Origin of the sequence: Nocardia sp. BSTN01 (genome assembly GCF_015354405.1) — a bacterium.
Lineage (GTDB): Bacteria > Actinomycetota > Actinomycetes > Mycobacteriales > Mycobacteriaceae > Nocardia.
Map to the genome: position 1 here is coordinate 74,195 of NZ_JADKYP010000001.1, position 23,093 is coordinate 97,287.

19 protein-coding genes and 1 tRNA gene are annotated in these 23,093 nt (G+C 67.7%); 8 read left to right on the forward strand and 12 right to left on the reverse strand.

What is annotated here, in order from left to right:
* Nucleotide 1: 1 nt before the first annotated feature.
* Nucleotides 2-1,780 carry an ABC transporter ATP-binding protein gene (locus IRT45_RS00345; protein ID WP_194803888.1) on the reverse strand — a complete coding sequence of 593 codons (1,779 nt, stop codon included), beginning with the start codon at nucleotides 1,778-1,780 and terminating at the stop codon, nucleotides 2-4.
* 290 nt (nucleotides 1,781-2,070) lie between these two features.
* Here IRT45_RS00345 and IRT45_RS00350 point away from each other — a divergent pair, with 290 nt between their 5' ends.
* Nucleotides 2,071-3,333 carry a diguanylate cyclase domain-containing protein gene (locus IRT45_RS00350; protein ID WP_194803889.1) on the forward strand — a complete coding sequence of 421 codons (1,263 nt, stop codon included), beginning with the start codon at nucleotides 2,071-2,073 and terminating at the stop codon, nucleotides 3,331-3,333.
* Nucleotides 3,334-3,354: 21 nt separating this feature from the next.
* Here the strand turns inward: IRT45_RS00350 and IRT45_RS00355 are convergent, their stop codons facing one another.
* The 4 genes from IRT45_RS00355 to IRT45_RS00370 form a co-directional block, all read right to left on the reverse strand.
* Complete coding sequence (locus tag IRT45_RS00355) at nucleotides 3,355-4,560, reverse strand: FAD-dependent monooxygenase (protein ID WP_194803890.1); 1,206 nt, start codon at nucleotides 4,558-4,560, stop codon at nucleotides 3,355-3,357.
* 103 nt (nucleotides 4,561-4,663) lie between these two features.
* Nucleotides 4,664-4,966, reverse strand: coding sequence for a hypothetical protein (locus IRT45_RS00360; RefSeq protein ID WP_194803891.1), 303 nt, complete (start codon nucleotides 4,964-4,966; stop codon nucleotides 4,664-4,666).
* A gap of 185 nt (nucleotides 4,967-5,151) precedes the next feature.
* A complete protein-coding gene (locus tag IRT45_RS00365) occupies nucleotides 5,152-5,598 on the reverse strand; it encodes an iron chaperone (RefSeq protein WP_194803892.1) in 447 nt (148 codons plus the stop codon).
* A 26-nt stretch (nucleotides 5,599-5,624) separates the two neighbouring features.
* Nucleotides 5,625-5,972, reverse strand: a complete 348-nt coding sequence (locus IRT45_RS00370) for a VOC family protein (RefSeq protein ID WP_194803893.1) — start codon at nucleotides 5,970-5,972, stop codon at nucleotides 5,625-5,627.
* Nucleotides 5,973-6,106: 134 nt separating this feature from the next.
* On the opposite strand from IRT45_RS00370, the gene IRT45_RS00375 reads away from it, so the two are divergent.
* Nucleotides 6,107-8,857, forward strand: coding sequence for a LuxR C-terminal-related transcriptional regulator (locus IRT45_RS00375; protein WP_309240740.1), 2,751 nt, complete (start codon nucleotides 6,107-6,109; stop codon nucleotides 8,855-8,857).
* A 202-nt stretch (nucleotides 8,858-9,059) separates the two neighbouring features.
* On the opposite strand, the gene IRT45_RS00380 is transcribed toward IRT45_RS00375, so the two are convergent.
* Nucleotides 9,060-9,698 (reverse strand): TetR/AcrR family transcriptional regulator, encoded by a 639-nt coding sequence (locus IRT45_RS00380; protein WP_194803894.1) that lies wholly within the window; start codon nucleotides 9,696-9,698, stop codon nucleotides 9,060-9,062.
* A gap of 121 nt (nucleotides 9,699-9,819) precedes the next feature.
* Between IRT45_RS00380 and IRT45_RS00385 the strand changes: the two genes are divergently transcribed.
* The 3 genes from IRT45_RS00385 (at nucleotide 9,820) to IRT45_RS00395 (ending at nucleotide 12,966) form a co-directional block, all read left to right on the forward strand.
* The gene (locus IRT45_RS00385; RefSeq protein WP_194803895.1) at nucleotides 9,820-10,845 is read left to right on the forward strand and encodes a PhnD/SsuA/transferrin family substrate-binding protein; all 1,026 of its coding nucleotides are present in this window, start codon (nucleotides 9,820-9,822) and stop codon (nucleotides 10,843-10,845) included.
* A complete protein-coding gene (locus IRT45_RS00390; protein ID WP_228533215.1) occupies nucleotides 10,842-11,843 on the forward strand; it encodes a 4,5-dihydroxyphthalate decarboxylase in 1,002 nt (333 codons plus the stop codon). The genes IRT45_RS00385 and IRT45_RS00390 overlap by 4 nt, the downstream gene beginning before the upstream one ends.
* Before the next feature lie 121 nt (nucleotides 11,844-11,964).
* Nucleotides 11,965-12,966 carry an amidohydrolase family protein gene (locus IRT45_RS00395; protein ID WP_194803896.1) on the forward strand — a complete coding sequence of 334 codons (1,002 nt, stop codon included), beginning with the start codon at nucleotides 11,965-11,967 and terminating at the stop codon, nucleotides 12,964-12,966.
* Between the two features lie 333 nt (nucleotides 12,967-13,299).
* Here the strand turns inward: IRT45_RS00395 and IRT45_RS00400 are convergent, their stop codons facing one another.
* Nucleotides 13,300-13,695 (reverse strand): RidA family protein, encoded by a 396-nt coding sequence (locus IRT45_RS00400; protein ID WP_194804077.1) that lies wholly within the window; start codon nucleotides 13,693-13,695, stop codon nucleotides 13,300-13,302.
* Between the two features lie 126 nt (nucleotides 13,696-13,821).
* On the opposite strand from IRT45_RS00400, the gene IRT45_RS00405 reads away from it, so the two are divergent.
* Nucleotides 13,822-14,820, forward strand: a complete 999-nt coding sequence (locus tag IRT45_RS00405) for a YafY family protein (RefSeq protein ID WP_194803897.1) — start codon at nucleotides 13,822-13,824, stop codon at nucleotides 14,818-14,820.
* Nucleotides 14,821-14,942: 122 nt separating this feature from the next.
* Here IRT45_RS00405 and IRT45_RS00410 read toward each other — a convergent pair.
* The 3 genes from IRT45_RS00410 to IRT45_RS00420 all read right to left on the reverse strand — a co-directional run bounded on the left by IRT45_RS00410 (nucleotide 14,943) and on the right by IRT45_RS00420 (nucleotide 16,996).
* Nucleotides 14,943-15,015: transfer RNA gene (locus tag IRT45_RS00410), tRNA-Arg, on the reverse strand.
* 135 nt (nucleotides 15,016-15,150) lie between these two features.
* The gene (locus IRT45_RS00415; RefSeq protein WP_194803898.1) at nucleotides 15,151-15,900 is read right to left on the reverse strand and encodes an oxygenase MpaB family protein; all 750 of its coding nucleotides are present in this window, start codon (nucleotides 15,898-15,900) and stop codon (nucleotides 15,151-15,153) included.
* A 121-nt stretch (nucleotides 15,901-16,021) separates the two neighbouring features.
* Entirely contained in the window at nucleotides 16,022-16,996 is a 975-nt protein-coding gene (locus IRT45_RS00420) for an Acg family FMN-binding oxidoreductase (RefSeq protein ID WP_194803899.1), read from the reverse strand.
* Nucleotides 16,997-17,132: 136 nt separating this feature from the next.
* On the opposite strand from IRT45_RS00420, the gene IRT45_RS00425 reads away from it, so the two are divergent.
* Nucleotides 17,133-17,987 (forward strand): universal stress protein, encoded by an 855-nt coding sequence (locus IRT45_RS00425; RefSeq protein WP_194803900.1) that lies wholly within the window; start codon nucleotides 17,133-17,135, stop codon nucleotides 17,985-17,987.
* A 17-nt stretch (nucleotides 17,988-18,004) separates the two neighbouring features.
* On the opposite strand, the gene IRT45_RS00430 is transcribed toward IRT45_RS00425, so the two are convergent.
* Nucleotides 18,005-18,940, reverse strand: coding sequence for a TIGR03564 family F420-dependent LLM class oxidoreductase (locus tag IRT45_RS00430; protein WP_194803901.1), 936 nt, complete (start codon nucleotides 18,938-18,940; stop codon nucleotides 18,005-18,007).
* Nucleotides 18,941-19,080: 140 nt separating this feature from the next.
* On the opposite strand from IRT45_RS00430, the gene IRT45_RS00435 reads away from it, so the two are divergent.
* Nucleotides 19,081-21,318 (forward strand): M20/M25/M40 family metallo-hydrolase, encoded by a 2,238-nt coding sequence (locus IRT45_RS00435; RefSeq protein ID WP_194803902.1) that lies wholly within the window; start codon nucleotides 19,081-19,083, stop codon nucleotides 21,316-21,318.
* Nucleotides 21,319-21,334: 16 nt separating this feature from the next.
* Here the strand turns inward: IRT45_RS00435 and IRT45_RS00440 are convergent, their stop codons facing one another.
* On the reverse strand, nucleotides 21,335-22,801 hold the full coding sequence (locus tag IRT45_RS00440; RefSeq protein WP_194803903.1) for an NAD(P)/FAD-dependent oxidoreductase: 1,467 nt from the start codon (nucleotides 22,799-22,801) through the stop codon (nucleotides 21,335-21,337).
* Nucleotides 22,802-23,093: the final 292 nt, after the last annotated feature.

The window sequence follows — 23,093 nt, forward strand, 5'->3', positions numbered from 1 at the left end:
TTCACGCCTTCGCGCCCACCAACTGTCGATAGTCGGCATTGCGGTCGACCAGTTCGTCGTGCGGACCACTGTCGACGATCCGCCCGTCCTTCAGGAACAGGACGGTATCGGCCTCGCGGATGGTCGACAGGCGATGGGCGATCACCAAGAGGGCACATTCTTTTCGCACGGTCCGGATGGTGACGTTCAGCGCTTTCTCGGTTTCGGCGTCGAGCATGGCGGTGGGCTCGTCGAGCATCATCAGTAGCGGGCGGCGGATCAGCGCCCGCGCCAGCGCCACGCGTTGGCGCTCGCCGCCGGAGAGCAGGATGCCGTGCTCGCCCACCGGAGTGTCGAGGCCGCGGGGTAGCCGGGCGACGAGATTTGCCAGACCGGCGAGCTCGGTCGCGCGTCGTAGATCGTCATCGCCGAGGCCGGGTTGCCGGTAGGTCAGATTGTCGCGGAGACTGCCGAACAGTAGTGGCGCGTTCTGCTCCAGCAAGCTGATCTCCGAGCGCCACACCCGCCGCGGCCGACCGGCGTAGGAGCGGCCGCCGAGCAGAATGTCGCCGGTGTCCGGATCATAGAACCGGCTCACCAGGGAGAATACGGTGGATTTTCCGGCGCCCGAGTGGCCGACCAGGGCCACATGTCCCCGCGGAGGTACCGAGAAACTCACGCCGTGCAGGATCGGCCGCTCGTCGTAGGAGAACCGCACGTCCCGGAATTCGAGTGCGGGATGCCCGTTCTCCGAGTAGGGCTCGATCATCGAACGAGCCGGTTCGAGGCCGTCGTGAGCAATCTCGTCGACATCCTCGACCGGCAGACTCAGTGTCGACTCGATCCGGCTGAGCGCTCCCAAGGCCTTCTGCAATCCGACGGAGCCGTTGAACAGATCACCGACCGGTATCAGCAGATTCATCGCGAGCAGCATCATCGTAACGAGACTGCTCAGCTCCATCTGATGATTCGCCACCCGCACGCCGCCGACCAGCAGTGACACCACGAACGACCCGGTCACCGCCAGGTGCATCGCCGGATTCCCCAGCGCCTTCAGTCGGGCCGCGCGCACGCCGGCGGCGAACGCCGCACCGGCCAGCTCCGTCAACCGCTCGTGTTCGCGGTCCTCGGCATTGTTGACCTTGACCGTGCGCACGCCGTTCAGCGCGCGCTCGATATCGGCCGACAGTGCGCCGACACTTTCCTGCAATCGAACCGAAGCCACCTCGATTCTCGTCATGACCAGCAACATCGCCCCCGCGGCAACGCCCACGGTGACGAAGACGATCGAGAACAACAGCCAGTCGAGATAGATCATCACCGCCACCGTGCCGACGAGTGTGATTGCGCCCGTGACTATTTGGACGAGACTGCTCCCGACGGCGTTGCGGATCACGGTCGAATCGAGCGTGACGCGGGAAAGGAGATCACCGACTCGCTGTGACTCCAGCGTGGCAATCCGCAACCGCAACAGATGCCCGGTCAGGCGACGACGTACGGACAGGAGCACGGATTCGCTGGTTCGCTCGAGGATGTAGGTGCCGCCGGTGTCGGCCACGGCATACAGGAGATAAGCCCCCACCAACGCCGCGAGCGACCACACGATCGTCGCGCCCGACGACGCATCTCGCACGACCTGCCCCGCCAGCAGCGGCTGCGCCAGCGACAACCCGGTGCCGACCAGAAGCAGCGCCGTCGCCGCCAGCAGCGAATGGCGTTGTGGTACGAGGATTCTCAGGAGCGCACCGACCCGCCGCGGCCAGGAATCGTCCTGCCGAACCTCATCGTCGTCAGCTGACATCTTTCCCCCCGTTTCCGTTGGAGCCGACCGCTCTCGGCCGGCTCAACGTAGCCGCACTCATCTCACGGGTCGAGCCGACGGGAGTGTGCGGAGATCGTCGACGCTCGGCTCGCAGCGAAGGCGTCCGGTATGCGCGATCGGTGCTGGCCCACAGGTCCCCGCGGTAGTGCGACGGTTCATGCCGTCGACCACACGGCAGGGCGGTTCTTTCGTATGCTCGTTGTTAGCGAATGGGGAGGGTCGTCGGTGCCGGGCCCCGCGGGTTCGGCGATGGAGGAAGGTCCTCGCGGATGGACAGGCGTGAGGCTGCCGATATAGCGCGGGACTGGTCGGCGGCCCTGGTCGATTGCGGTAGCGTGCCGACGGCTCTGCCGCGCGCGCACCAGCTGACGGAATGGATCGTCGACCTGGAAGCCGCCATGGCGGCCGAATCGTTCGATCCGTCGCCCGCGTACCGAGTCGGGGTCGAGATGGTGCGGTGGAAGCTGACCGACCCCGCCCTGATGACTCCGTCCGCGACGGTGCTGGCCTGTTTGCTGGAGCGGTCACAGCGGCCGGATCGCACGCAGCGCTTCGGCGCCCTCCTGGGCGAACTCGGGCGCGGCTACAGCGCCGAGTTGTTGAAGGTCCACGCGGACAGCCGGGAGATAGCCGACCAGCGTTTCCGGGTGGTGTTCGACAACGCCGCGGTGGCGATCGCGCTGTACGACAGCAACGGCATCACGCTGGAAGCCAACCCGACCACGGCGCGGATGGTCGGGATGAAACCGGAGGATGTGCCGGGGGTCGCGGGGCTGGATTTGATGCACCCCGAGGATCGCGACAAGCTCCAGCAGGTGGTCGTCGATCTGTATCAGCGCCGGCACGGCACCGTGCACTTCGAAGGCCGCTTCTGCCGCCCCGACGGCACCGTCTGCTGGGGTGCGTGGACGATGACGCTGGTGCGCGGCGCGGGCGGCCGTGATCTGCGCCTGCTCGCCGTCGGAGAGGACATCACCGAGCGCCGCGCGATGGAGCAGAAGCTGTGGTGGCAGGCGCGCCACGACCCGTTGACGGGTCTGCCCAACCGGCACTGCCTGCTCGAGCAGTTGGAGGCCATCGTCGCGACGGCCGGCCCCGCCGACCACATCGGTTTGTGCTTTCTCGATCTCGACGAGTTCAAGCTGATCAACGACCGCTACGGCCACCGCGCGGGCGACAGCGTGCTGGCCGAGGTCGGGCGGCGGCTGGACGCGAAGATGACCTCACCGTCGGTCACGGTCACCCGCATCGGTGGCGACGAGTTCGTCGCGCTGCTCGCACCGCCCTGCGACGAGGAGACCGCGCACGCCGCCGCCGAGACCATGCTCGCGACCCTGCGAGAACCGGTGCCCGTCGGTCCCACCGATCTGCTGGCGATGTCGGCCAGCATCGGCGCCGTCGTCGCCCCGGTCGCGGGCGCGAACGCCGAGAAGCTGTTGAACGATGCCGATGTGGGCCTGTACCGGGCCAAGGCCGCCGGCCGCGGCACCTGGGTGCTGCATCGCGACGAGAGCGGTCGCGCAGCCGAATAGCTCGGCGCGGGCCCGTCCAGGTCAGTGTCGGCCCATCGCGAGTTCCCCTCGCCGAGCGGCCCGCCACCACCGCTGTCCGGAATCGACGGCACGCCGCACCCTGCGAACGGCGGGTATCTGCATGAGCAGATGCATCTGGTAGCGCCACGGCATCTGCAGCCCGTGCCGGACCGCCATCGCATAGGCGAACTGCACGGCATCGCGGTCGAGATACCGGTCGGCGCGTTCGAACCAGGTCATGCTGGCACGGGCGGCGGCCTGAATCGGGCGCATCGCGGCGCGCCGTTGCGTGTCGTAATCCTCCAGCGCGTCGGCGATCTCGCCGTGTTCGTACACGCTCTGCGCGAGCACGATCGCGTCGATGATCGCCAACCGGGTGCCCGAACCGATCGTGAAGTGCGTGGTATGCGCCGCGTCGCCGAGTAGCACCACATTGTCGTGGTACCAGGATTTGTTGGTCACCTCGGGAAAACAATTCCACCTCGCGATTTCGCCTCGCGACTTGCCGATCAACGAATGACCGTCGAGCACGCGCGTGAAAATGCTTTCCAGGACAGGCATATTCGCCGCGTTGTCCGGAGAATCGAATCCCAGTCCGTGCCAGGTCTGCGGTTGGCATTCGACGATGCAGGTGCTGATTTTTCCGGCGATCGACGGATAGGCGTGGAACCAGATCCAACCGGCCGGGGTGTGTTCGAAGGCGAAGGTGAATCGGGTGAAGACCTTGTCGGTGCCGAGCCAGATATACCGATTCTCGCCGAGTGTCACCGATGTTCCGAACCGATGATCGTCCAGCTGCCGCACCCGGCTGTTCGCGCCGTCGGACGCGACGATGAGATCGGCGCCGTCGAAGCCGGACAGATCGTGGACCTCTCGGCCGTACCGGACGTCGACGCCGAGCTCGCTCGCCCGGCGCGACAGCACCTCGAGCAATGCCGCGCGTCCCATGCTGAAGCCGTAGCCCGGGAAGTACGCGGTCCGGTCATCGCCGACGTGAATCGCCTGTTCACGCCAGAGGACCGATCCGGCGCGCACCGCCTGTGCGCTGTCGGGGTCGTTCCGGTACAGGATGTCGAGCAGGTCGTCCCAGTACACGACGCCCCAGCCGTAGGTGGAGCCGGGAGGATCCCGGTCGATCACCGTGATGGCATGGGCCGGGTCGCGGCGTTTCATCGAAATGGCGAAATACAGTCCGGCGGGACCGCCACCGATACACACGATTCTCATTCGGTCACCAGTTTCCGCCCGGTGGGTCGATTTCGGCGGCGCAGCAACGGTATTCGACGCGGCCGAGCCCGGCACGCGGTGCGTGTCCGGGCTCGGTCATCGGCTAGAAGCTTCCCCAGCCGCCGCCGAAGGGGTTCCACCAGCCGCCATTACCCCAGCCGCCGCCGTTACCCCAACCCCAGCCGCCGTTCCCCCAGCCACCACCGTGGCCCCAGCCGCCGCCGTTACCCCAACCCCAGCCGCCGCCGTTCCCCCAGCCACCACCGTGGCCCCAGCCGCCGCCGTTACCCCAGCCGGGGCTGTCGACGGATTGGGTCGCGGAGTTGGGTGTCGCGGCGGACGATTGCGTCGCGGCGGCGACGACCGGAACCGCGGCAGCCGCGGCTATTCCGGCTGCGGCCGCCAACCGTGCGATTTTCGAGTGTGAATTCCTTTTCTTGATCATGATAGGGCTCCAAATAGCTGTCCCGACCTGCTGGAATTCTACGCGTTTTCGCCGAATGCAAAAGTTGCCGAAACAACCTGTTTCACCATCTGGGGCCGCCGGATTCGACACGATCGCCGAGGGGGGGTCGGCACAAGCGGATGCGCTCAGGCGGCCGCGGCGCGGACCAGGTCCGCGATCCGCTCCTCGTCCGCCGCCGTCAGCGTGGTCAGTGCGTAGGTGACCGGCCACATCGTGCCCTCGTCGAGGCGCGCGGTGTCGTTGAAACCCAGTGTCGCGTACCGGGCTTTGAATTTCTCGGCGCTCTGGAAGAAGCAGACCACCTTGCCGTCGCGGGCGTAGGCCGGCATTCCGTACCACGTCTTCGGGGCGAGATCCGGCGCCTCGGCGGTCACGATGGCGTGAATCCGTTCGGCCAGTACGCGATCGGCCGGCTGCATCGCGGCGATCTTGGCCAGCACATCGGCGGTGCCGTCCGCCTTCGTGGCCTTGCCGCCACGGCGGGCGGCGGTCTTCAGTTCCCGGGCATGATCTTTCATCGCGGCGCGTTCCTCGGTCGAGAAGTTCACCGCGGCAGAGGTCTTCGTGGTCATCGTCGTCTCCGTTCGAGTCGGGTATTTCAGTTGTCCTGCAGCACGCCGAGCACGTTGCCGTCCGGGTCGATCACCGTGGCGACCCGCCGGCCCGCGCCGACGTCGCGGATCGGCTCCCCGACCACGGCTCCGGCGGCGGTCAGCTCGGCCAGCTTCGCCTCCAGATCGGGGACCGCCCAGTAGGTGACCGGTGTGGTCATGCCCTGCGGGCCGCCACCCGGAACCAGGCCGACGTGGGTGTCGCCGACCTCGAAGCCGACGTAATAGGCGCTCTCGGCACTCGCCGGCACGCCCAGCAACGCGGCGTACACGGCCTTCGCGGCGGCCAGGTCGGTGACCGGGTGCAGCACGGTCCTGATGCCCAGAGTGGTCATGAAATCTCCTGTGATGTCGTGTTCTTGTGGTTTCCACGGTAGGAATCGCGGCGCCGCGCAACATCCGTGGTGACCACGGAATCCACCACGGATCCGCTACGTGGTGGTACCGGCACGGGCGTCAGAATGGGGGCGTGTCGAAGCAGATCGCCGCCGAGATCTCGGCTCGGGAGGCCGAGGTGCTCGCCCTGGTCGGGCAGCATCGCAGTAATGCCGAAATCGCGGCCCACCTGTTCATTTCCGTGCGCACCGTGGAGACCCACGTGTCGTCACTGCTGCGCAAGGCCGGGGTGCCCGATCGGCGGGTCCTCGCGGAAAGGGCCGCGGCACTGAGCGATCGCCGGCCGGCCGAGGCGCCGGTAACGGTCTTGCCCACGACCTTGACCTCGTTCGTGGGCCGGGCCCGGGAACAGGCCGAACTGCGCGCGCTGGTCGCCGCGCATCGCCAGGTGACCGCGCTCGGCCCCGGTGGCGTCGGCAAGACGCGGCTGACGCTGGCCGTCGCCGCACAGTTGGCCGACGAATTCGCGGGCGGGGTCTGGTTCGTGGATCTCGTGCCGGTCACCGATCCGGAGATGACCGGCGCGGCGGTGGCCCACGCGCTCGGTATCGGGGAACAACCGGGCCGGGACCTGGACGATTCGGTGACGGCGGCGCTGGCCGACCGTCGGCTCCTGCTCGTGCTGGACAACTGCGAGCATCTGCTGGACGGTGTGGCGCCGTTCCTGGAACGCTTGTTGGCGCGGTGCCCGGGCGTGACCGTCCTGGCCACCAGCCGGTCCCGGCTGATGGTGCCGTTCGAGCAGGTCTACGCGGTGCCGCCGCTGACCCTGGAGGACAACGCCGACGCGGTCGCGTTGTTCCTGGATCGGGCGGAGGCACTGGGCTGGTCGGTGCCGCCGGAGCAGACCGATCGGGTCGCCGAGATCTGCGCTCGCCTGGACGGTCTGGCGCTGCCCATCGAACTGGCCGCCGCCCGGCTGCCGACCCTGGGCTTGGACGGTCTGACCTCGAGCCTGTCCGATCCGCTGCGGCTGCTCGTGGGTGGCCGCCGCGCCGACGAGCGGCACCGATCGGTGCGGGCCACGCTCGACTGGAGCCGAGCCCTGCTGACGGAATCGGATCGCCGGTTGCTGCAGCGGGTGGCGGTGTTCGCCGGGGCGTTCACCGCCATGGCCGCCGCCGAGGTGACGGGTGGCCCGCCGCTGACGCCGGACGAGGTCGCGGACGGGCTGGCGCGGCTCACCGAGCAGAGCCTGCTGACGGTGGTTCCGGCCGGCACCGGTATCCGATATCGGATGCTGGCGACCGTCCGCCAGTACGCGCGCGAACAGCTCGACTCGCTCGGCGAACTGCCCGACATGCTCGCCCGGCATCTGGTGTGGAGTCTGGCGACCGCTACCGCGCTGGCGCAGCGGCCCGAAACCGGTTCGTGGCGAACCGAATTCGATGGAGTGGTCGACGACCTGCGTGCGGCGCTGAACTGGGCGGCAGCCGAGCCGGGGCAGCGGGCGGCGGCAGCCGACCTGGCGCTGACCCTGGCGCGAATCGCCTTCACACGTAACCTGATCGGTGAATCACAGCGGCGCTACGAGCAGGCCGCCGCGCTCACCGGCGACCTCTCCGTGGCGGCCGAGGCGCTGCGCGCGGCCGCCGCCACGGCCGGGTGCCGGCTCCACGGCTCCGAGAGGTATCGGCTTTTCCTGGCGGCGGCGGAGGTCGCCCGGAAGTCCGGCGAGGATGCCGCTGCCGCAAGAGATCTGGCGACGGCGGTGAGCACCTGCTTCCGGATGTCCGATACCTTCGACGAGCCGCCCGCGCTGCCCGAGGTGGTGGAGCTGCTGGCCACGGCCCGCGGCCTGGCCGGAGACGATCCGGCTGCCGCGGCGGCCATCGCCCTCGCCGAATGTGGTCTCCGAGCCGCGGAATCCGATGGTTCGCAGGCGATCGCATCGGCCGAACGAGCGGTCGCACTGGCCGGGCGAACCGCTGATCCGCTGGCTCGCAGCGCGGCCCTGGACGCACTGGCCGCCGCCCAGTGGTGGTGTGGCGACGCGGCCTCGGGCGCGGTGACGACTCGCCGCCGGGTCGAGTTGCTCGCCGCGGCGCCGCCGACCGCGGCAGGCGCGCTGGAGCGGGTCGGCGCGTTGTCCGAGGCCGCGGACAGCTGTATCGGCAATGGGGATCTGGCCGGCGCGCAGCTCTGGGCCACGCAGCTGCGTGATCTGGCACTGCTGGCCGAGCGTGGCGACCTGGCCACCTCGCGTGTCCTGGTCGCACGGGCATTGGCCGGCGACGCGCAGGCGGTGGTGGCGGACAGCCAGCGGTTCGCCGACTCCCGCGAGCTGTCCGGGCGGGCCCGCGCACCGCAGTTGGCGGTGTCGGCGGCCGCTGTCGCGCTGATCCACGGCCTGCGTGGTGACTTTCCCGCGCAGGCTCGATGGCAGGCGAGCGCCGCCGAGCTGTCCGGGGCACCGGCGGCCTGGCGAGCGGTCTTCGCCGCCGTCCAGTTGTTGCACGCCGGGCATGCGCACCGCGCCTGGGCGGAATTGGCCACCGCACCGGATGATCTGGACGAGCAGGAGTTGTGGATCTGGCGGCACTGGTATGTGGCGCTGCGCGCCGAGGCGGCGGTGCTGGCGGGTCGGCCGGAGGCGGCGGCCATCCTGGATTCCGCGCGAAACACCGTGGTGGGCAACCCGATCGCCACCGCGATCGTCAGCCGCGGCGCCGCCCTGCTCGCCGACGATCGCCCCGCGGTGCTCGCCACGGCAGCCGATTTCGAGGCCGCGCACTGTCCTTACCAGCAGGCCCGCAGTTCGATCCTCGCCCGCGACCCGGCCGGCGCGGTCCTCCTGGAATCCCTGGGCCTCGCCCCGAGCTGATGAGCACAAGAAGCGCGCTCGACCTGCGAAATCACTGTCACCATTCCTGCCGAAATAGCTCAGCCGAGATGTAGACACCGACCATCCTTCGCCTCGCTGAAACTCCGGAGACCGGCAAGGTAGTGCATATGTCTGACGCGGCTGCTGCTTGATCGTGGCTAGCGCATCGGAGTACCTGTCGTTGACTCGCCGGTTTCGCGGATCAGCGATGATCGCGGAGCAGTCCGGCGTCGTTGAGTACGACACGGACATCGTGTGCGAAGCCGGCGGTATCGGTGAGCCCGAAGGCGGCGTGCTGGAGGACGAAACCGTGGAGTAACGCCATCACCACCCGGGCTCCGCGATCGGGATCCAGTTCGGCTGGAACGGTTCCCGCCCGCCGGCCGTTGCGGAGCGCGTCCGCGATGCGTTCGCGAACGTGCTCGAAGCCCGCGGTGGCCTGCTGCCGCAGCCCCTCGTTGCGCAGTAGCTCGCCCCACGCCTGGACGGCACAGCGCAGAAGTTCGTCGACGGGGACGGACTGGCCCGCCCCGTCGACGGCGAGCTCACCGCTCACCGGGTCGACCGCCGCCGCGACCAGATCGGCAACCGTGACGTCGGCTGCGTCGGCGAGCTGTTCGACCGGGGCGAACATCACCCGGAAGGCATCGCCGGCGATCTCGACGATGATCTCCTCCTTGCCGGTGAAGTAGCGGTAGGGAGCGCCCACCGAAACGCCCGCCTCGGCGGCGATGTCGGGCATCGAAGTCTGGTGGAAGCCGTCACGGGAGAAACAACGGCGAGCCGCCGCCACGATCTGCGCCCGGTTCGCCTCCCGATGCTCGGCGGTGATGCGTGGCACGAGGTCACACTCCCTTCCATAAAAATGAATAGTCATTCGCCTTGACGATAGCGGATGCCCTTGCCATCCTGAAAGTGAAAGGTCATTCACGGAAACGCCATCAAGGAAAGAAGGTCCTGTCATGACCGATCCGAAGCTCGATGTGGGTGTCTACCGGTACGAGCACACCGAGCCGTTGTTCGACGGGCGGGTCACGATCGCCGGAGCCGATGTCACCGTGCACACGTCGCCGCTGATCTCGGATGTGTTCCGCCGCATGGCCGAAGGTGAACTGGATATCGCCGAGTTCGGGCTGACCTACTTCCTGCGCGCGTTCGACCTGGACGATTCGCCGTTCCTGGCTCTGCCGATCTTCCCGAACCGCAACTTCCGGCACTCGTCACTGTTCGTCAACGTGGACAGCGGGATCGAGAAGCCGGAGGATCTGGCGGGCAAGACGGTCGGGGAGTTCGCGCTGTGGGGAAGTGATCCGGGTGTCTGGATGAAAGGCGTCCTGGCCGAGGAATACGGCGTCACTCCCGATCAGATGCGCTGGGTGATCGGTGGCACCGACCACGCGATCCCGGCCTTCGGCTGGATTCCGCAACCCGTGCCCGAGGGCGTCGATGTCCGCCACGCCGAGGAGGGCCGGACGCTGGCCGCGATGCTCGAAGTGGGTGAGATCGATGCGCTGCTGTCGGTCGATGTCCCGGCGGCCCTGCTCGACGGTTCGACGAAGAACATCCGGCGGCTTTTCGTCGACTACGAAGCGGTCGAGCGAGACTACTACCGCCGCACCGGTATCCATCCGATGATGCATGTCGTCGCGATACGCCGGGAACTGGCCGAACAACCGGGTCTGGCGCAGTCGGTGTATCGCGCGTTCGACGAGGCGAAATCCATTGTGCAGCAGCGTTATCGGGTCGACGCGGCCAAGCAGCACATGTCCGTGATCACGCCCTGGTTCAGTGAGTTGTTCGCGGAGAATCGCGCGCTGCTCGGCGAGGACTGGTGGCCCTACGGCCTGGACGCCAACCGCAAGGCTGTCGACACCTTCCTGCGGTACCACCACGAGCAGGGCCTGTCGAAGCGACTGCTCACCTCCGAGGACATCTTCGTCCCCGGCGTCGAGTGGGCTGTCTCCCCTGAAAGCGGAGCCATCGAATGAGCGAGCCCACACTGCACGTGGGCACGATGCCCTACGAGACCACGGAGGCGCTGCTCGACGGGAGTGTCACCTTCGACGGTATCCGGGCGCGGGTCGACACCGCCGACCTCGCCTCCGACATCTTCCGCCGCATGGTGCACGACCGGGAGTTCGACGTGGCAGAGCTGGGCCTGACCGTCTACCTCCGCACACTCGACTCGGAGGAGTCGCCGTTCGTCGCGGTCCCTGCCTTCCCGGCGCGGATTTTTCGTCACTCGGCCATCTTCGTCAACACCGCGAGCGGGATCTCCCGCCCCGAGGACCTCGCCGGAAAAATGGTGGGGGAGTTCGGGATGTACGGGCAGGACTCGGGAATCTGGGCCAAGGGGATACTGTCGGACGACTACGGGCTCACCCCTGAGCAGTGCCGCTGGGTGATCGGCGGGCTGGACCGGCCGATCCGGCCGTTCGATTTCGTCCCTCATATCCACCCCGCGGACGTATGCGTCGAGCAGGCGCCTCCCGGACGTTCCCTCAGCGCGATGCTCGAACGCGGCGAGATCGACGCGCTCATCTCCTCCAACGTTCCGCAGTGCGTGATGGATGAGTCCCCGCACGTCGCCCGGCTGTTCCCAGACCACGAAGCCGTCGAGCGCGACTACTACCGCCGCACAACAATTTTCCCGATCATGCACACCGTCGTGCTGCCCCGGTCGTTGGTCGCGACCCGTCCCGGCCTAGCCCGAACCGTCTACGAGGCATACCTGGCGGCGAAGAATGCGGGCATGGACCGATATCGCACCGGCCGCAAGCTCTACCAAGTTCGCACGATGCTGCCGTGGACCAACGCCCTATTCGACCGCAACGCGGAACTCTTCCCGGCCGACTGGTGGCCCTACGGCCTCGACGCCAACCGCAAGACGATCGACACCTTCCTCAGATACCACTTCGAACAAGGACTGTCGGCTCGCCGGCTGACCTGTGAAGAGTTGTTCGTTCCGGAACTTCTCGACACATGAGGAAGCGTTCGACGCAATCGGACGATCGGTATCAATGTCCTGGCCGGCGGGGCCGTGACCGTGCGCCTCGTCGGAGGCATTCGATCTACGACCACACCATTTTCGACGAACCGGAAGTCATATGAGCACCGATTACCGCATCATCGCGCTCGAAGAACACATCGTCACCACCGAAGTGCTCACCGCCTGGCAGAAGCTGGAGCCACGTTGGCGCGACCTCGCCCTGACGCCCTCCAGCCAGGGGGACAGCGGGCGGCGTTTGGCCGACATCGGCGACGAACGCCTCGCGGCGATGGACGCCGGAGGCATCGACGTGCAGGTCCTGTCACTGACAGCACCCGGCGTGCAGAACCTCGAGCCCGCCGACGCGATCGTCCTGTCGCGCGAGGTGAATGACCAACTCTCCGACGCCGTTCGAACCCGGCCGGACCGATTCCAGGCCTTTGCGACGCTGGCCACCCCGGCACCCGAGGCCGCGGCCATCGAGCTGGAGCGCGCCGTCACCACACTCGGCCTCAGCGGCGCCATGGTCTTCGGCCGAACCCGCGACCGGCACCTCGACGCACCCGAGTTCCAGCCGCTGCTGGAAACCGCCTCGGCGTTACGCGCACCGCTGTATCTGCATCCGCAGTCGCCGCCGCCCGGCGTACGCGAGGCGTACTACGCCGGGTTCGGCGACCAACTCGATGCGGCCTTGGCCACCCACGGCATCGGCTGGCATTACGACTGTGGCGTCGAACTGCTGCGGCTGATCCTGTCCGGCGTGTTCGACCGGTTGCCCGACCTCCAGGTCGTGGTCGGGCACTGGGGCGAGCTGATGCTGTTCTTCCTCGACCGCATCGACACCAACCTCACCACGCTCGCCGGGCTGGACCGACCGATCTCGGACTACCTGCGTTCCAACGTATTCGTCACGCCCAGTGGCATTCTCAGCCAGAAGTACCTGCGCTGGACCGCGGAGACCCTCGGCGCCGACCGAATCCTGTTTGCCGCCGACTACCCCTTCGTTCCGCTGTCGACCAGGGCGCGAACGTTTGTGGACGCAGCCGCGTCGGACCCGGTCGTGCGGGCCGGGATCGGCTCAGGAAACTGGGACAGGATCCAGGCCCGGATCCGCCGATGACCCCTCGGAACAGCCTGCGCGAAAGGATATTTCGATGTTTTATCTGACAATTCAGCGATGGACCGGCGAGCGCGGTGAGGCGATCATCACTTCCCACGCCGATCAAGCTACAGATGGGCAGGTCCCGGCAGCGCCGCTTCCCCCGACTACCAGGTCGCCACAGGGGGCTGCGCGTGGCATCGGTGACCCGCCAGTTCGTTGCGGCGGGGCGTGACGTGGCGGATGAATCACGTCGATTCCATCGGACGGGGCTCCGGCCGTGTGGCGGGGACGAGGGCCAGCGGCTCTACAGCCACTGACCCTCGTCGAAGTGAGAGACGTGTAGCAGTGGTCTTATTCGACAGCGGTGCCTTCGAGCTCGACCAGCTGGCCGGGAACCGTGAGGCGTGTCACCTCCAGCATCGTGGTCGTGGGGGCGACGCCGGCGGCTCCGAGCCGTCCGGCGAGCACGCCATAGTGCGGCAACAACGTGTCCACGTCGGTGGTGTAGACATTGAGGCGAACGAGGTTCGCCAGCGACATGCCGGCTTCGCTGAGCACGGCTTCGAGGTTGTCCACGGCCAATGCGAGCTGTGCCGCGATGTCTCCGTCATGCTCGGGTTGACCGTCCTTGCTCATCGCGGTCTGCCCCGAGATATACAGGGTCCGTGATTCTCGGGAGACGATCTCACCCTGGTTGAAGCCCATCTCCTGTGACCATGTCACCGGGTTGACTGCTGTTCGTTCCATTGCCACTCCCATCGCTGCGACTGCGAGCGCCCGGCGGCCTGCTGACCTCCGTTGTCGACGCCCGAGAGAACAGGCTTCCGAAAAAACACGACACCTTGTGTCATGTTTTATGGGGAGAATGGAGTTATGCGTGCCGATCGGTTGGTCTCGCTGGTGCTGCTACTACGCCAGCGAGGCCGAATGACCGCGGACGAGCTGGCCAACGAGCTGGAAGTGTCCGCCCGCACGGTGCTGCGCGACATCGAGGCGCTGTCCACGGCGGGCGTCCCGGTCTTTGTCGACCGCGGTCGACACGGTGGTTTCTCCCTGCTTCCAGGGTTTCGCACCCAATTGACCGGGCTGAATCACCATGAAGCCCTCGCCCTGCTCACCGCCGGAACGGGAAGCGGCGAAAAGGCATTCGGGCTCGGCTCGGCCCTAGCTTCGGCGATGCGCAAGGTGGTCGACGCACTACCTGAAGGCCACCGAGCCACGCTGGACGACGCCACCAAGCGGTTGCTGGTCGAGCCAGACACGGACCTACTCTCACGGCGACTGGTCACAGAGCAAGTCGCGAGAGAGGTGATGGACGAAGTCCGTCATGCAGTACTCGCCGGACACAAGCTCCGCTTCCACTACGCCGCACCCGACAAGACACCTCGCTGGCGCACCGTCGATCCGATCGGACTCGTCACCATCCGAGACCGCACATACCTGCTGGCAACAAAGTCCGGTGAAGACCGCACGTACAGGTTGTCGCGCATGTTGGCCGCGGAAGAACTTTCCGAACCGGCGGAGCGCCCCGCGCAGGTCGACCTCAACCGAATCTGGGCAGAGCGAAGTGCACGGTTTCTCTCTGACGGCCACATCCCGGTGCTGGTCAGGGTGAAGTCGGCGCGGCGAGAAGAACTTCTCAACGCCGCGCGCGCTGTTTGTGCCGAGGAGTCCGAACCAGACGGCTGGATTCGTCTCGAAGTGACATTCGAGGATCTGCGACACGCGGAATGGGCGATCTGGCAATTGGATACCGCTGCGGAGGCCTTGAACCCCGACGAACTGAGAGTCGCCCTCCGAGAACGTGCTGAAGCCGTTGCGGAACGATACAAGCCCAAGCCACCCGCCGGGACAACCGATATCCCCGGTTAGTACTTCCAGCCACCTGGCGCCGAGGCACGAGAACTGCTTGTTCGAGCGGAGAACAAGATCGTCAGCTCGGGGTGTACCCCAGATCGACATTGATTGCCGTGAACTGCGGCGACATCGTCCTGTGCCCTCGGCAGGATTCGAACCTGCGACACCCGCTTTAGGAGAGCGGTGCTCTATCCCCTGAGCTACGAGGGCGTGAACCGGCCGCGACAGTGTGAAAGACCCCGTTTCACAACGGGTTTCGCACCTGCCTCGCAGTGGTTCACGGTGCCTGTGCCTCCCGGGGGTGACGAACAGGCGTGGTCAGTCTAGCGTGTGGCGGGCCGGTGGCTAGCTCGCCAGGGTGGCTCGCGCCGAGGGGAGGTAGCGCAGCCAGGACGGGGCGACGGCCGCGCCCAGTCGCAGGCCCCTGGCCCAGGACCGGAAGGCGGCGTGGTCGCCGGGTTCCGGGTGGACGCCGAACAGGTCGCGGGCGCGCGGGTGGAGGACCTCGCGGACGGCGAAGGTGGGGAGGTAGCGAGGGATCCAGGCGGTCGGCCGGATCACTTCGGGGGCGAAGGTTCGTGCTGCCGGACCCAGGCGCAACTCCGCGGCGCAGGTCTGTTCGAAATAGTCGACGAATGCGGCCCAGTCCGCCGGCATGGTGCGCGCCGACACCCCGAAGCGGAGGTACCACTCGCAGCATTCCTCGTAGAGCCGCTCGTGGTCGCGGTCGGAGAGGGGGGCGATGAGCGTGTTGGTGGCGAAGACCAGCGTCTCCACGTACGTGGCGTGCTGGAAGAAGAACAGTTCGGGCTTCAGTGCGTGATAGCGCGCGCCGCGGTCGTCCATGCCTTTCACGTGCTGATGCATGCCGAGTATGAAGTGACTGTGGTCGCGGTCCTCGTAGGCCGCCCGGATGGTCCGCGATACGGTGCGCCGCTTGTGGTACCACAGCCGCATGGGCGGCATGTGTTCGTCGAGCGCGGCGGCGATCGAGGGATGCAGGATCTGCAGGCCGACCGCCCGGGGTAGAGCCAGCAGGAATCGCCGGTCGCCCACGTAGCGGTGGAGCAGGGAGGTTCGGCCCGCGTTGCCCATCGTTTCCCTCTCGCGCAGGAGGTTCCGGCCGCCGGCGCGGCGGCGTCACTGAAAAGGAGACATGAAAACCTTCTCAGTAATTCACGCTCGGGTCAACGGTGCGATCCGGCGGCGACGCGCCTCACCGCGGCAACGACAGGAAATCCTCGACCGGTCGGCGCGGGGTGGGCGGGACGAAAGTGTCGTGGGGTGCCGTGCCCAGGCGGATGAGTACCTGGGGTATGCGATCGGGGTCGGGGAGGAGACTGCTGATCGCGCGGACGGCGGCCGGGATTTCGGTGATGTGGGTGAGGGGACAGGTCGCGAGCCCGGCCGCTGTGGCGGACAGCAGGGCGGTGGACAGGGTTTCGCCGGTCGCCAGCCATTCGTGCGGGGTGTTCTCGGCGGTGCTGAGCACCACCAGGGTGGCGTGATCGGGTTCGCCGGTGCGGTGCGGACTTCCGGGCGGTATCGGGAAATCGCGGCCGACGTCGACCAGCGCGGCCTCGCGCGCGGTCGGCAGAGCGGAGGAGGGTATCCCTTCCGGGAGATCGAAATTACCGGTCCACCAGCGCAATTCGTTCTGGTACGGGGTGTCGAACTGCTGCATGGCGGCGGTCTGCTCCGAGGCGGCGGCGAGCCGCGGACGCACCGAATCGTCGACCGCGTTCAACCGCACACCGTCGATCTCGGCCACCTCACGCAACTGCTGCACCAGCTCCGGCCGGTCGGGCGCCGACATCGGGAGCCGGTCGGTGCGGCGCGCGCGGATCGCGGCGGCGAGGGTCCGTTCCCGGTCCGACGGCGTGCGCGGCGGTTCGAATTCGGCGACGGCCAGCAGATCGTGCAGTCCTTCCTCGGGAACGTAGGACACCGCGATCGGATGCCCCTGCTCGGCGAAGGCGATCCGGGCATGGTGCAGATTGGCGCCGCAGCTGATCACCTCCTGCCGTCCGCTCGGATCGGCCACCTTCAGTTGCCGGGTGGAATCACTGAACAGGTGCAGGCGGGTCCCGTCGAAATCCCAGCGCCAGGGCTGGGTGTTGTGCACGGACGGGGCGCGGGCGGCCAACTGCAGGGCCGCGACGATGGTCGAACGGTCGGGAACGTGCTGCATGATGCCTCCCAGAGCGATATTTCGTCGGGTGCATTCGCCAGAGTATTGCCAGTATCGCAGTTGTCACCATCGCGGCCGGTAGGGTGGGGGTGTCTTCGCCCTGGAACGCTCGTGAACCGCTCGGAAGGTGGGACGCATGGCCTCGAAGGCGCCCGTGGTGGTGGGAGTCGACAGTTCCGACGACGCGCTGCGGGCCGCGCGCTGGGCCGCGAATGATGCGGCGCTGCACCGGGTTCCGCTGGAAGTGATCTCGGCGGTGCCGCCGGTTCCGCAGGACCGTGCCGCGGACGAGGGTGTGTGCGCCTACCATGAGCGCTCCCGCGAGCAGGCGCAGCGCGCCGTCGCGCAGGCCGCTCGGGTGGCGGCCGATATCGCCCCGGCAATCGATATCGACACCGCCGTCATCGATGCGCCGATCATTCCCGCATTGCTGTCCCAGGCCGACGAGGCCCGCCTGGTGGTGGTCGGCGCTCGCGGGCTCGGGGCATATCAACGCAGCCTGCTCGGTTCGGTCAGTACCGCGCTGGTGCGCCACGCTCGCGGCACGGTCGCCGTGGTGCCGGCGGATCCGCTGCTCGGTTCCGAACGTCCGGTGCTCGTCGGATACGACGATTCCCCGTGCAGCGCACAGGCTCTCGCGATCGCCGTCGACGAGGCGCGGCGGCGGCAGACCGATCTGGTGGTGGTGCACACCTGGCAGCGGTTCGGCGACTACCCCTCCCCGGCGGCCCTGGAAGAGGAGGGCAATCGGCTCCTCGACGCCGCCCTGGCCGCGCACGAGGATCCGGACGAACCGATCGCGGTGCGGCGGGTCGTCGTCGAGGATCGGCCGGTGCGGCGGATCCTCGACGAATCCGCCGCCGCACAACTCGTCGTGGTGGGCAGCCACGGCAAGGGCGGATTTCCCGGGATGACGCTGGGCTCCACCAGTCAGGCGCTGATGCACAGCGTCGAATGCCCGATCGTCATCGCCCGGCCCCGCACCGAATGATCAGGCGGTGAGCGTGATCAAGCGGTGAGTTCGGCCAGCAACTTCCAGGTGCGCAACTGATCGTCCTCGCCGGCGAGATCGGTCTGATGGATCAGCAGTTCGGTGGCACCGGCGTCGACATATGCCCGCAGGCCGCGGGCGACGTGCTCCTCGTCGCCGATCAGCGCCACATCGACCGCGTGCGCGACCCCCTCGCGGTCGAGAACCGCGCGGTAGGAATCGAATTGCTCGTAGAACCCCAGCGCCTGCGCCGCGGTCTCGCGCACCTCGTCGGCGCGATCGGTCACCACCGCGACCACACCGGCGACCACCTGCAGCGGCCGCACCGGATTCGCCGGGCGAGCGCGCTGCAGGGTGGGCACGATATGTGATTCCAGCGTGCGCGGCCCGGCGAGGAACGGCAGCACGCCGTCGCCGGCCTCGCCCGTGGCCCGCAACGCCAGCGGACCCATGGCGGCCACGAGCAGCGGGATATCGCCGCCGCCGTGCACGGTCGTGGGGATCGGCGGGCGGGCGTACACCCGCTCGCCCTCGACATCGACGGTGCCGTCCTCGATGGCCTGGCGCAGCGCGATCAGATATTCGCGCAGCCGCCGGACCGGCTTGTCCTCCCGGATACCGAAGGCCGCCGATTCCAGTGGCGGAGCGCCCAATCCGATGCCCAGCCGGAAGCGGCCACCCGACGCGGCCTGTGCGGTCTGGGCCTGCGACGCGACGACCAGCGGATGACGCGGATTGATCGGCACCACGGAGGTGCCCACCCCGATCTCCGGCACGGCGAGTCCGACGACCGCCGCGAGGGTCAGCGCATCGAGATCGAATTTCTGCCCGAACCACACCGAGCGCACCCCGGTGTGCTGCGCCGCGGTGGCGAGTCGGAGGACCTCGTCGACGTCGTTGACCACGTCGGGCCGCGGCCACACCGACACCCCGATCGGAACTGAAAGGCTCATCGGACCGAGGCTAATCCGCGCATCGGGCGATCCCACCGTTGTGCTCGGACGGATCGAAACCGTTGCCGTGGCGGCCATGTGCGCGTCGCCGCTGTTCGGCCTGCCCGTTTTCTACGGTTTTTCCGGGTTACCATCGCACGATGGGGCGTCGAGTATCGGGTGTGCTGGCCTTCGCTGTCCTGGTCCTGATCGCGATCGCGACGGCCTGGGAGCAACAACCGCACGGATATCGCGACATCGCGACCCCGGCCGGAGAATTCAGTGCCGAGCGCGCGCTGGCGACGATTCGGGAGATCGCCTCGCGGCCACATCCCGTCGGCACCGCCGAACACGATCGGGTGCGCGACCACCTGGTGGGGAAACTGCGAGAACTGGGCCTGGACACCGATGTTCGCTCCGGAGTAGGCAGGTATCCGGTGGATCCACATCGTGCGGTAGCGGTGCTCGGGCAGACCGGAAATATCGTCGCGCGCTGGCCGGGGCGCGCCGCGACCGGCACCATTTATCTTGTCGCGCATTATGATTCGGTGCCGCCCGGCCCCGGCGCGAACGACGACGGGGTCGGCGTCGCGACCATCCTGGAGGCGGTGCGCGCGCTGCGGGCGAGCGGACCGCAGCCGCGCAACGATCTCGTGGTGCTGCTCACCGACGCCGAAGAGGTGGGCCTGCTCGGCGCCGAGGCCTTCGCGACCTCCGGCGGCGCCGATCCGCGCGGCGGTGTGGTGATCAATCACGAGGCGCGCGGCGCCGGTGGTCCACCGATGCTGTGGCGGATCAGCCATCCCGATGCCGGGCTGATCGGCGTGGTCACCGGGGTACCGCATCCGAACACCGATTCGCTGTCCACGACCCTGGCCGGTGCTCAGACCGGGAGCATCACCGATTTCGCGGCGCTCGATCCACGTGGCTTCCGGGTGCTCGACTGGGCCTTCGCCGGCCGGAACGCCTACTACCACAACCCGTTCGATGATCCGGACCACGTCGACCTCGCCACCGTGCAGCAATTCGGTGACAACACCACCACCGCGGCGCGCGAATTCGCGGCGCGGGATCTGCGGGCCGCGGCCGATCAGCCGGATCGCGCGTATTTCCCGCTGCCGTTCGGTGAGCTGGTGGCGTTGCCGCTGTGGGTGGTGGTCGTGGCCGCGGTGGCCTCGGTGCTGCTCGTGGCCTGGGTGGTGTGGCGGATCCGGCGTACCGGTGAGGCCACGATCGGCCGGACTCTGGGCGCGGCGGCGACCGCGCTGGTGGCGGTTCCGATCGGCATGGGCGTCGTCTACGGGTTGTGGACCGCGATCACGTGGATCCGCCCGGAGTACCGCGAGCTGTTCGTCGATCCGTATCGGCCGCAGTTCTACGGCGCGGCCGTGGTGCTGGCCTGTGTGGCCGTCCTGGCCGCCTGGTACGCCGTGTCGCGGCGGCTGTTCGGGCCCTCCGCGACGGCCGTGGGTGTGCTGTGCGCGGTGACCGCGATCGGTGCGGTGGTCACGGCCCTGTCGCCGGCAGCCGGTGTGATGGTGGTGATTCCGGCGCTCGCCGCAGCCGCCGGCGTCGTGCTGACCTTCGCCGTGCCCGACCGCCTGCGGCTGCCGGTGCTCACTTTGTTCCTCGTCCCGGCGGCGGTATTCGCCGGTGGCACCGCGTACGCGGCGTTGCAGACCGGAATCGCCGCCGCCGCATACCTCACCGCGCCCGTGGTGCTGATTCTCGGCGGCTTGTTCACGCTCACTCTGACCCATGCGTGGCCGAGCCGCGGCGGTGTCCTGGTCCCCGTCGCCGCGGTGGTCCTCACGGTGGCGCTCGCGGCGACCGGAACGATCGTGGACCGGTTCGACGCACGGCATCCGCTGATGTCGCAACTGTCGTATGCGCTGGATGCGGACACCCGCGAGGCGCAGTGGATGTCCACCGCGGCACCGGATCGATGGACGCGAGAATTCGTCGAATCCGGTTCTCCGCACGGGGCATTCGCGCAACTGTGGACCGACGCGGCGGCCGTCGGCGCCGCCCCGCCGCACGATCTCTCCGGTCCGGCGGCCGATATTCTCTCCGATCGCACCGAGGCGGATCTGCGCACCGTGCGACTGCGGCTGCGATCCACGCGCGGAGCCACCTCCGTCGCGCTGCGGTATGCCGGGCAGGTCCGCTCACTGACGGTCGCCGGCCGTGACATCACGCCGGTGCCGCCCGCGGGGTTCCGGTTCTACGCGCCACCCGCCGCGGGGGTCGAGGTCGAGCTCACGGCCCCGGCCGGGCCACTCACCCTGCGGGCCGTCGATTACAGCTGGCTCCCCGATGCGCATCTCGCCGACCCACCCGCGGACATCTACTACCGGCAGGACAGCACGGTCGCGGTGTTCACCACCATCCGGTTGTGAACACCGCGGTGGCGACTCAGGATCCGGCCACGCCCTCGGCATAGTCGGCCGGGTCGAAACGCCGTGTCTTCCATCGGAACAGCAGGGTGGCGCCGGGCCAGTTGTTGGTGATGCGGCCGGAGGCGTTGCGGTACCAGCTGGAGCAGAAGTTCCACGGCGTATCGGCCAGGCGCTTGCGCAACCAGTCGTCCCAGGCCTGTTCGGCGGCGGGCTGCGCGGCGAGGAAATGTCCGGGTTCGGCGGACAGATACTCCACCACCTGCCGGATGTAGCGGGCCTGTGACTCCAGCATGTAGATGATCGAGCCGGAGCCCACATTGGTATTGGGCCCGTACATCATGAACAGATTCGGGAAGCCCGGCACCGACATACCCAGGAAGGCCCGCGCACCCTCCGGCGCCCATTCGTCGGACAGTTTGCGGCCGCCGAGACCGTAGATGTGCATCGGCGCGAGGAATTCGGTGCCCTTGAATCCGGTGCCGTAGATGATCACGTCCACCGGATGCTCGACGCCGTCGGCGGTGCGGATTCCGTTCTCCGTCACCGCCTCGATGGCGGTGGTCTCCACACTGACATTGGGCTGGGCGAGCGCGGGAAAGTACTCGTTGGAGAAGAGGCCGCGCTTACATCCGGCGGCGTAATCCGGCGTGAGTTTGGCGCGCAATTCCTCGTCGGGTACGGCGTTGGCGCGATGCCGGTCGGCGATCGCGATCACCGGATGTTTGATCCACGGCACGTCGGTCAGTGCCAGTGCCATCACCTCGAAGAAGGTCCAGATGGCGAAGCGTTCGGCCCATCGGCTGGGCGGAAAGTACTTGAACAGCGCGTGATGCAGGCCGGTGTATTCGGTATCGAATTTCGGCAGCACCCAGGCCGCGGAGCGCTGGAACAGGGTGAGATGCCCGACGGTCGGCTGAATGGCCGGAATGTATTGGATCGCACTGGCTCCGGTGCCGATGCACGCCACCCGCTTACCGGTGAGATCGACGCCGTGGTCCCATTCGGCGGAGTGGAAGGCGGGACCGGTGAAGGTGTCGATACCGGGAATGTTCGGCATCGCCGGACGCGAGAGCTGGCCCACCGCTGGAATCAGTATGTCGGCGGTGAGGGTTTCGCCGTCGGCGGTGCGTATCTGCCAGACACCGCGCACGGCATCGAATTCCGCATCGGTGACCTCGATGCCGAAGCGGATCTTGCGCGGCAGATCGTGCTTCTCGGCGACCGCGCGCATATACGCGTGGATGTCGCGCTGCTGTGAAAAGCGGCGCGGCCAGTCGGATTTGGGTTCGAACGACCACGAGTACAGCGGCGAGGGCACATCGCAGGCCGCGCCCGGATAGGTGTTCTCGCGCCAGACGCCGCCGAGATCGCCGGCCTTCTCGACGATGGTGAAATTGTCGATACCGGCGCGCTGCAATTCCAGCGCCATGCCGAGGCCGGCGAATCCGGCGCCGATGATCACGATGGACGGCGTGGCAGTCATAGTCGAAGAGTAGGGCGCGGGACGGCCGTTTCCGAGAGATCAGCGGCCAACGAATCAATATTTCCGGCCATGCCGCGACTGCCGCGCGGGACCGGATATGCGACTCCGCTGGACAGTTCCGGCCCGGCGAACCTACTATCTATAGCAGTTCCTCTTCAAAAAGCCTGTCCCGGTGGGTATTTGGCGTTTTCGACGGCGCTGCAGGGGGTGTCGTCGCGCGACCGCGGCCATTCGGGACGGATCTGCCGCACCCGGGTGCACCCGGACGGCAGGGATGGCTGCACGTGGCGAT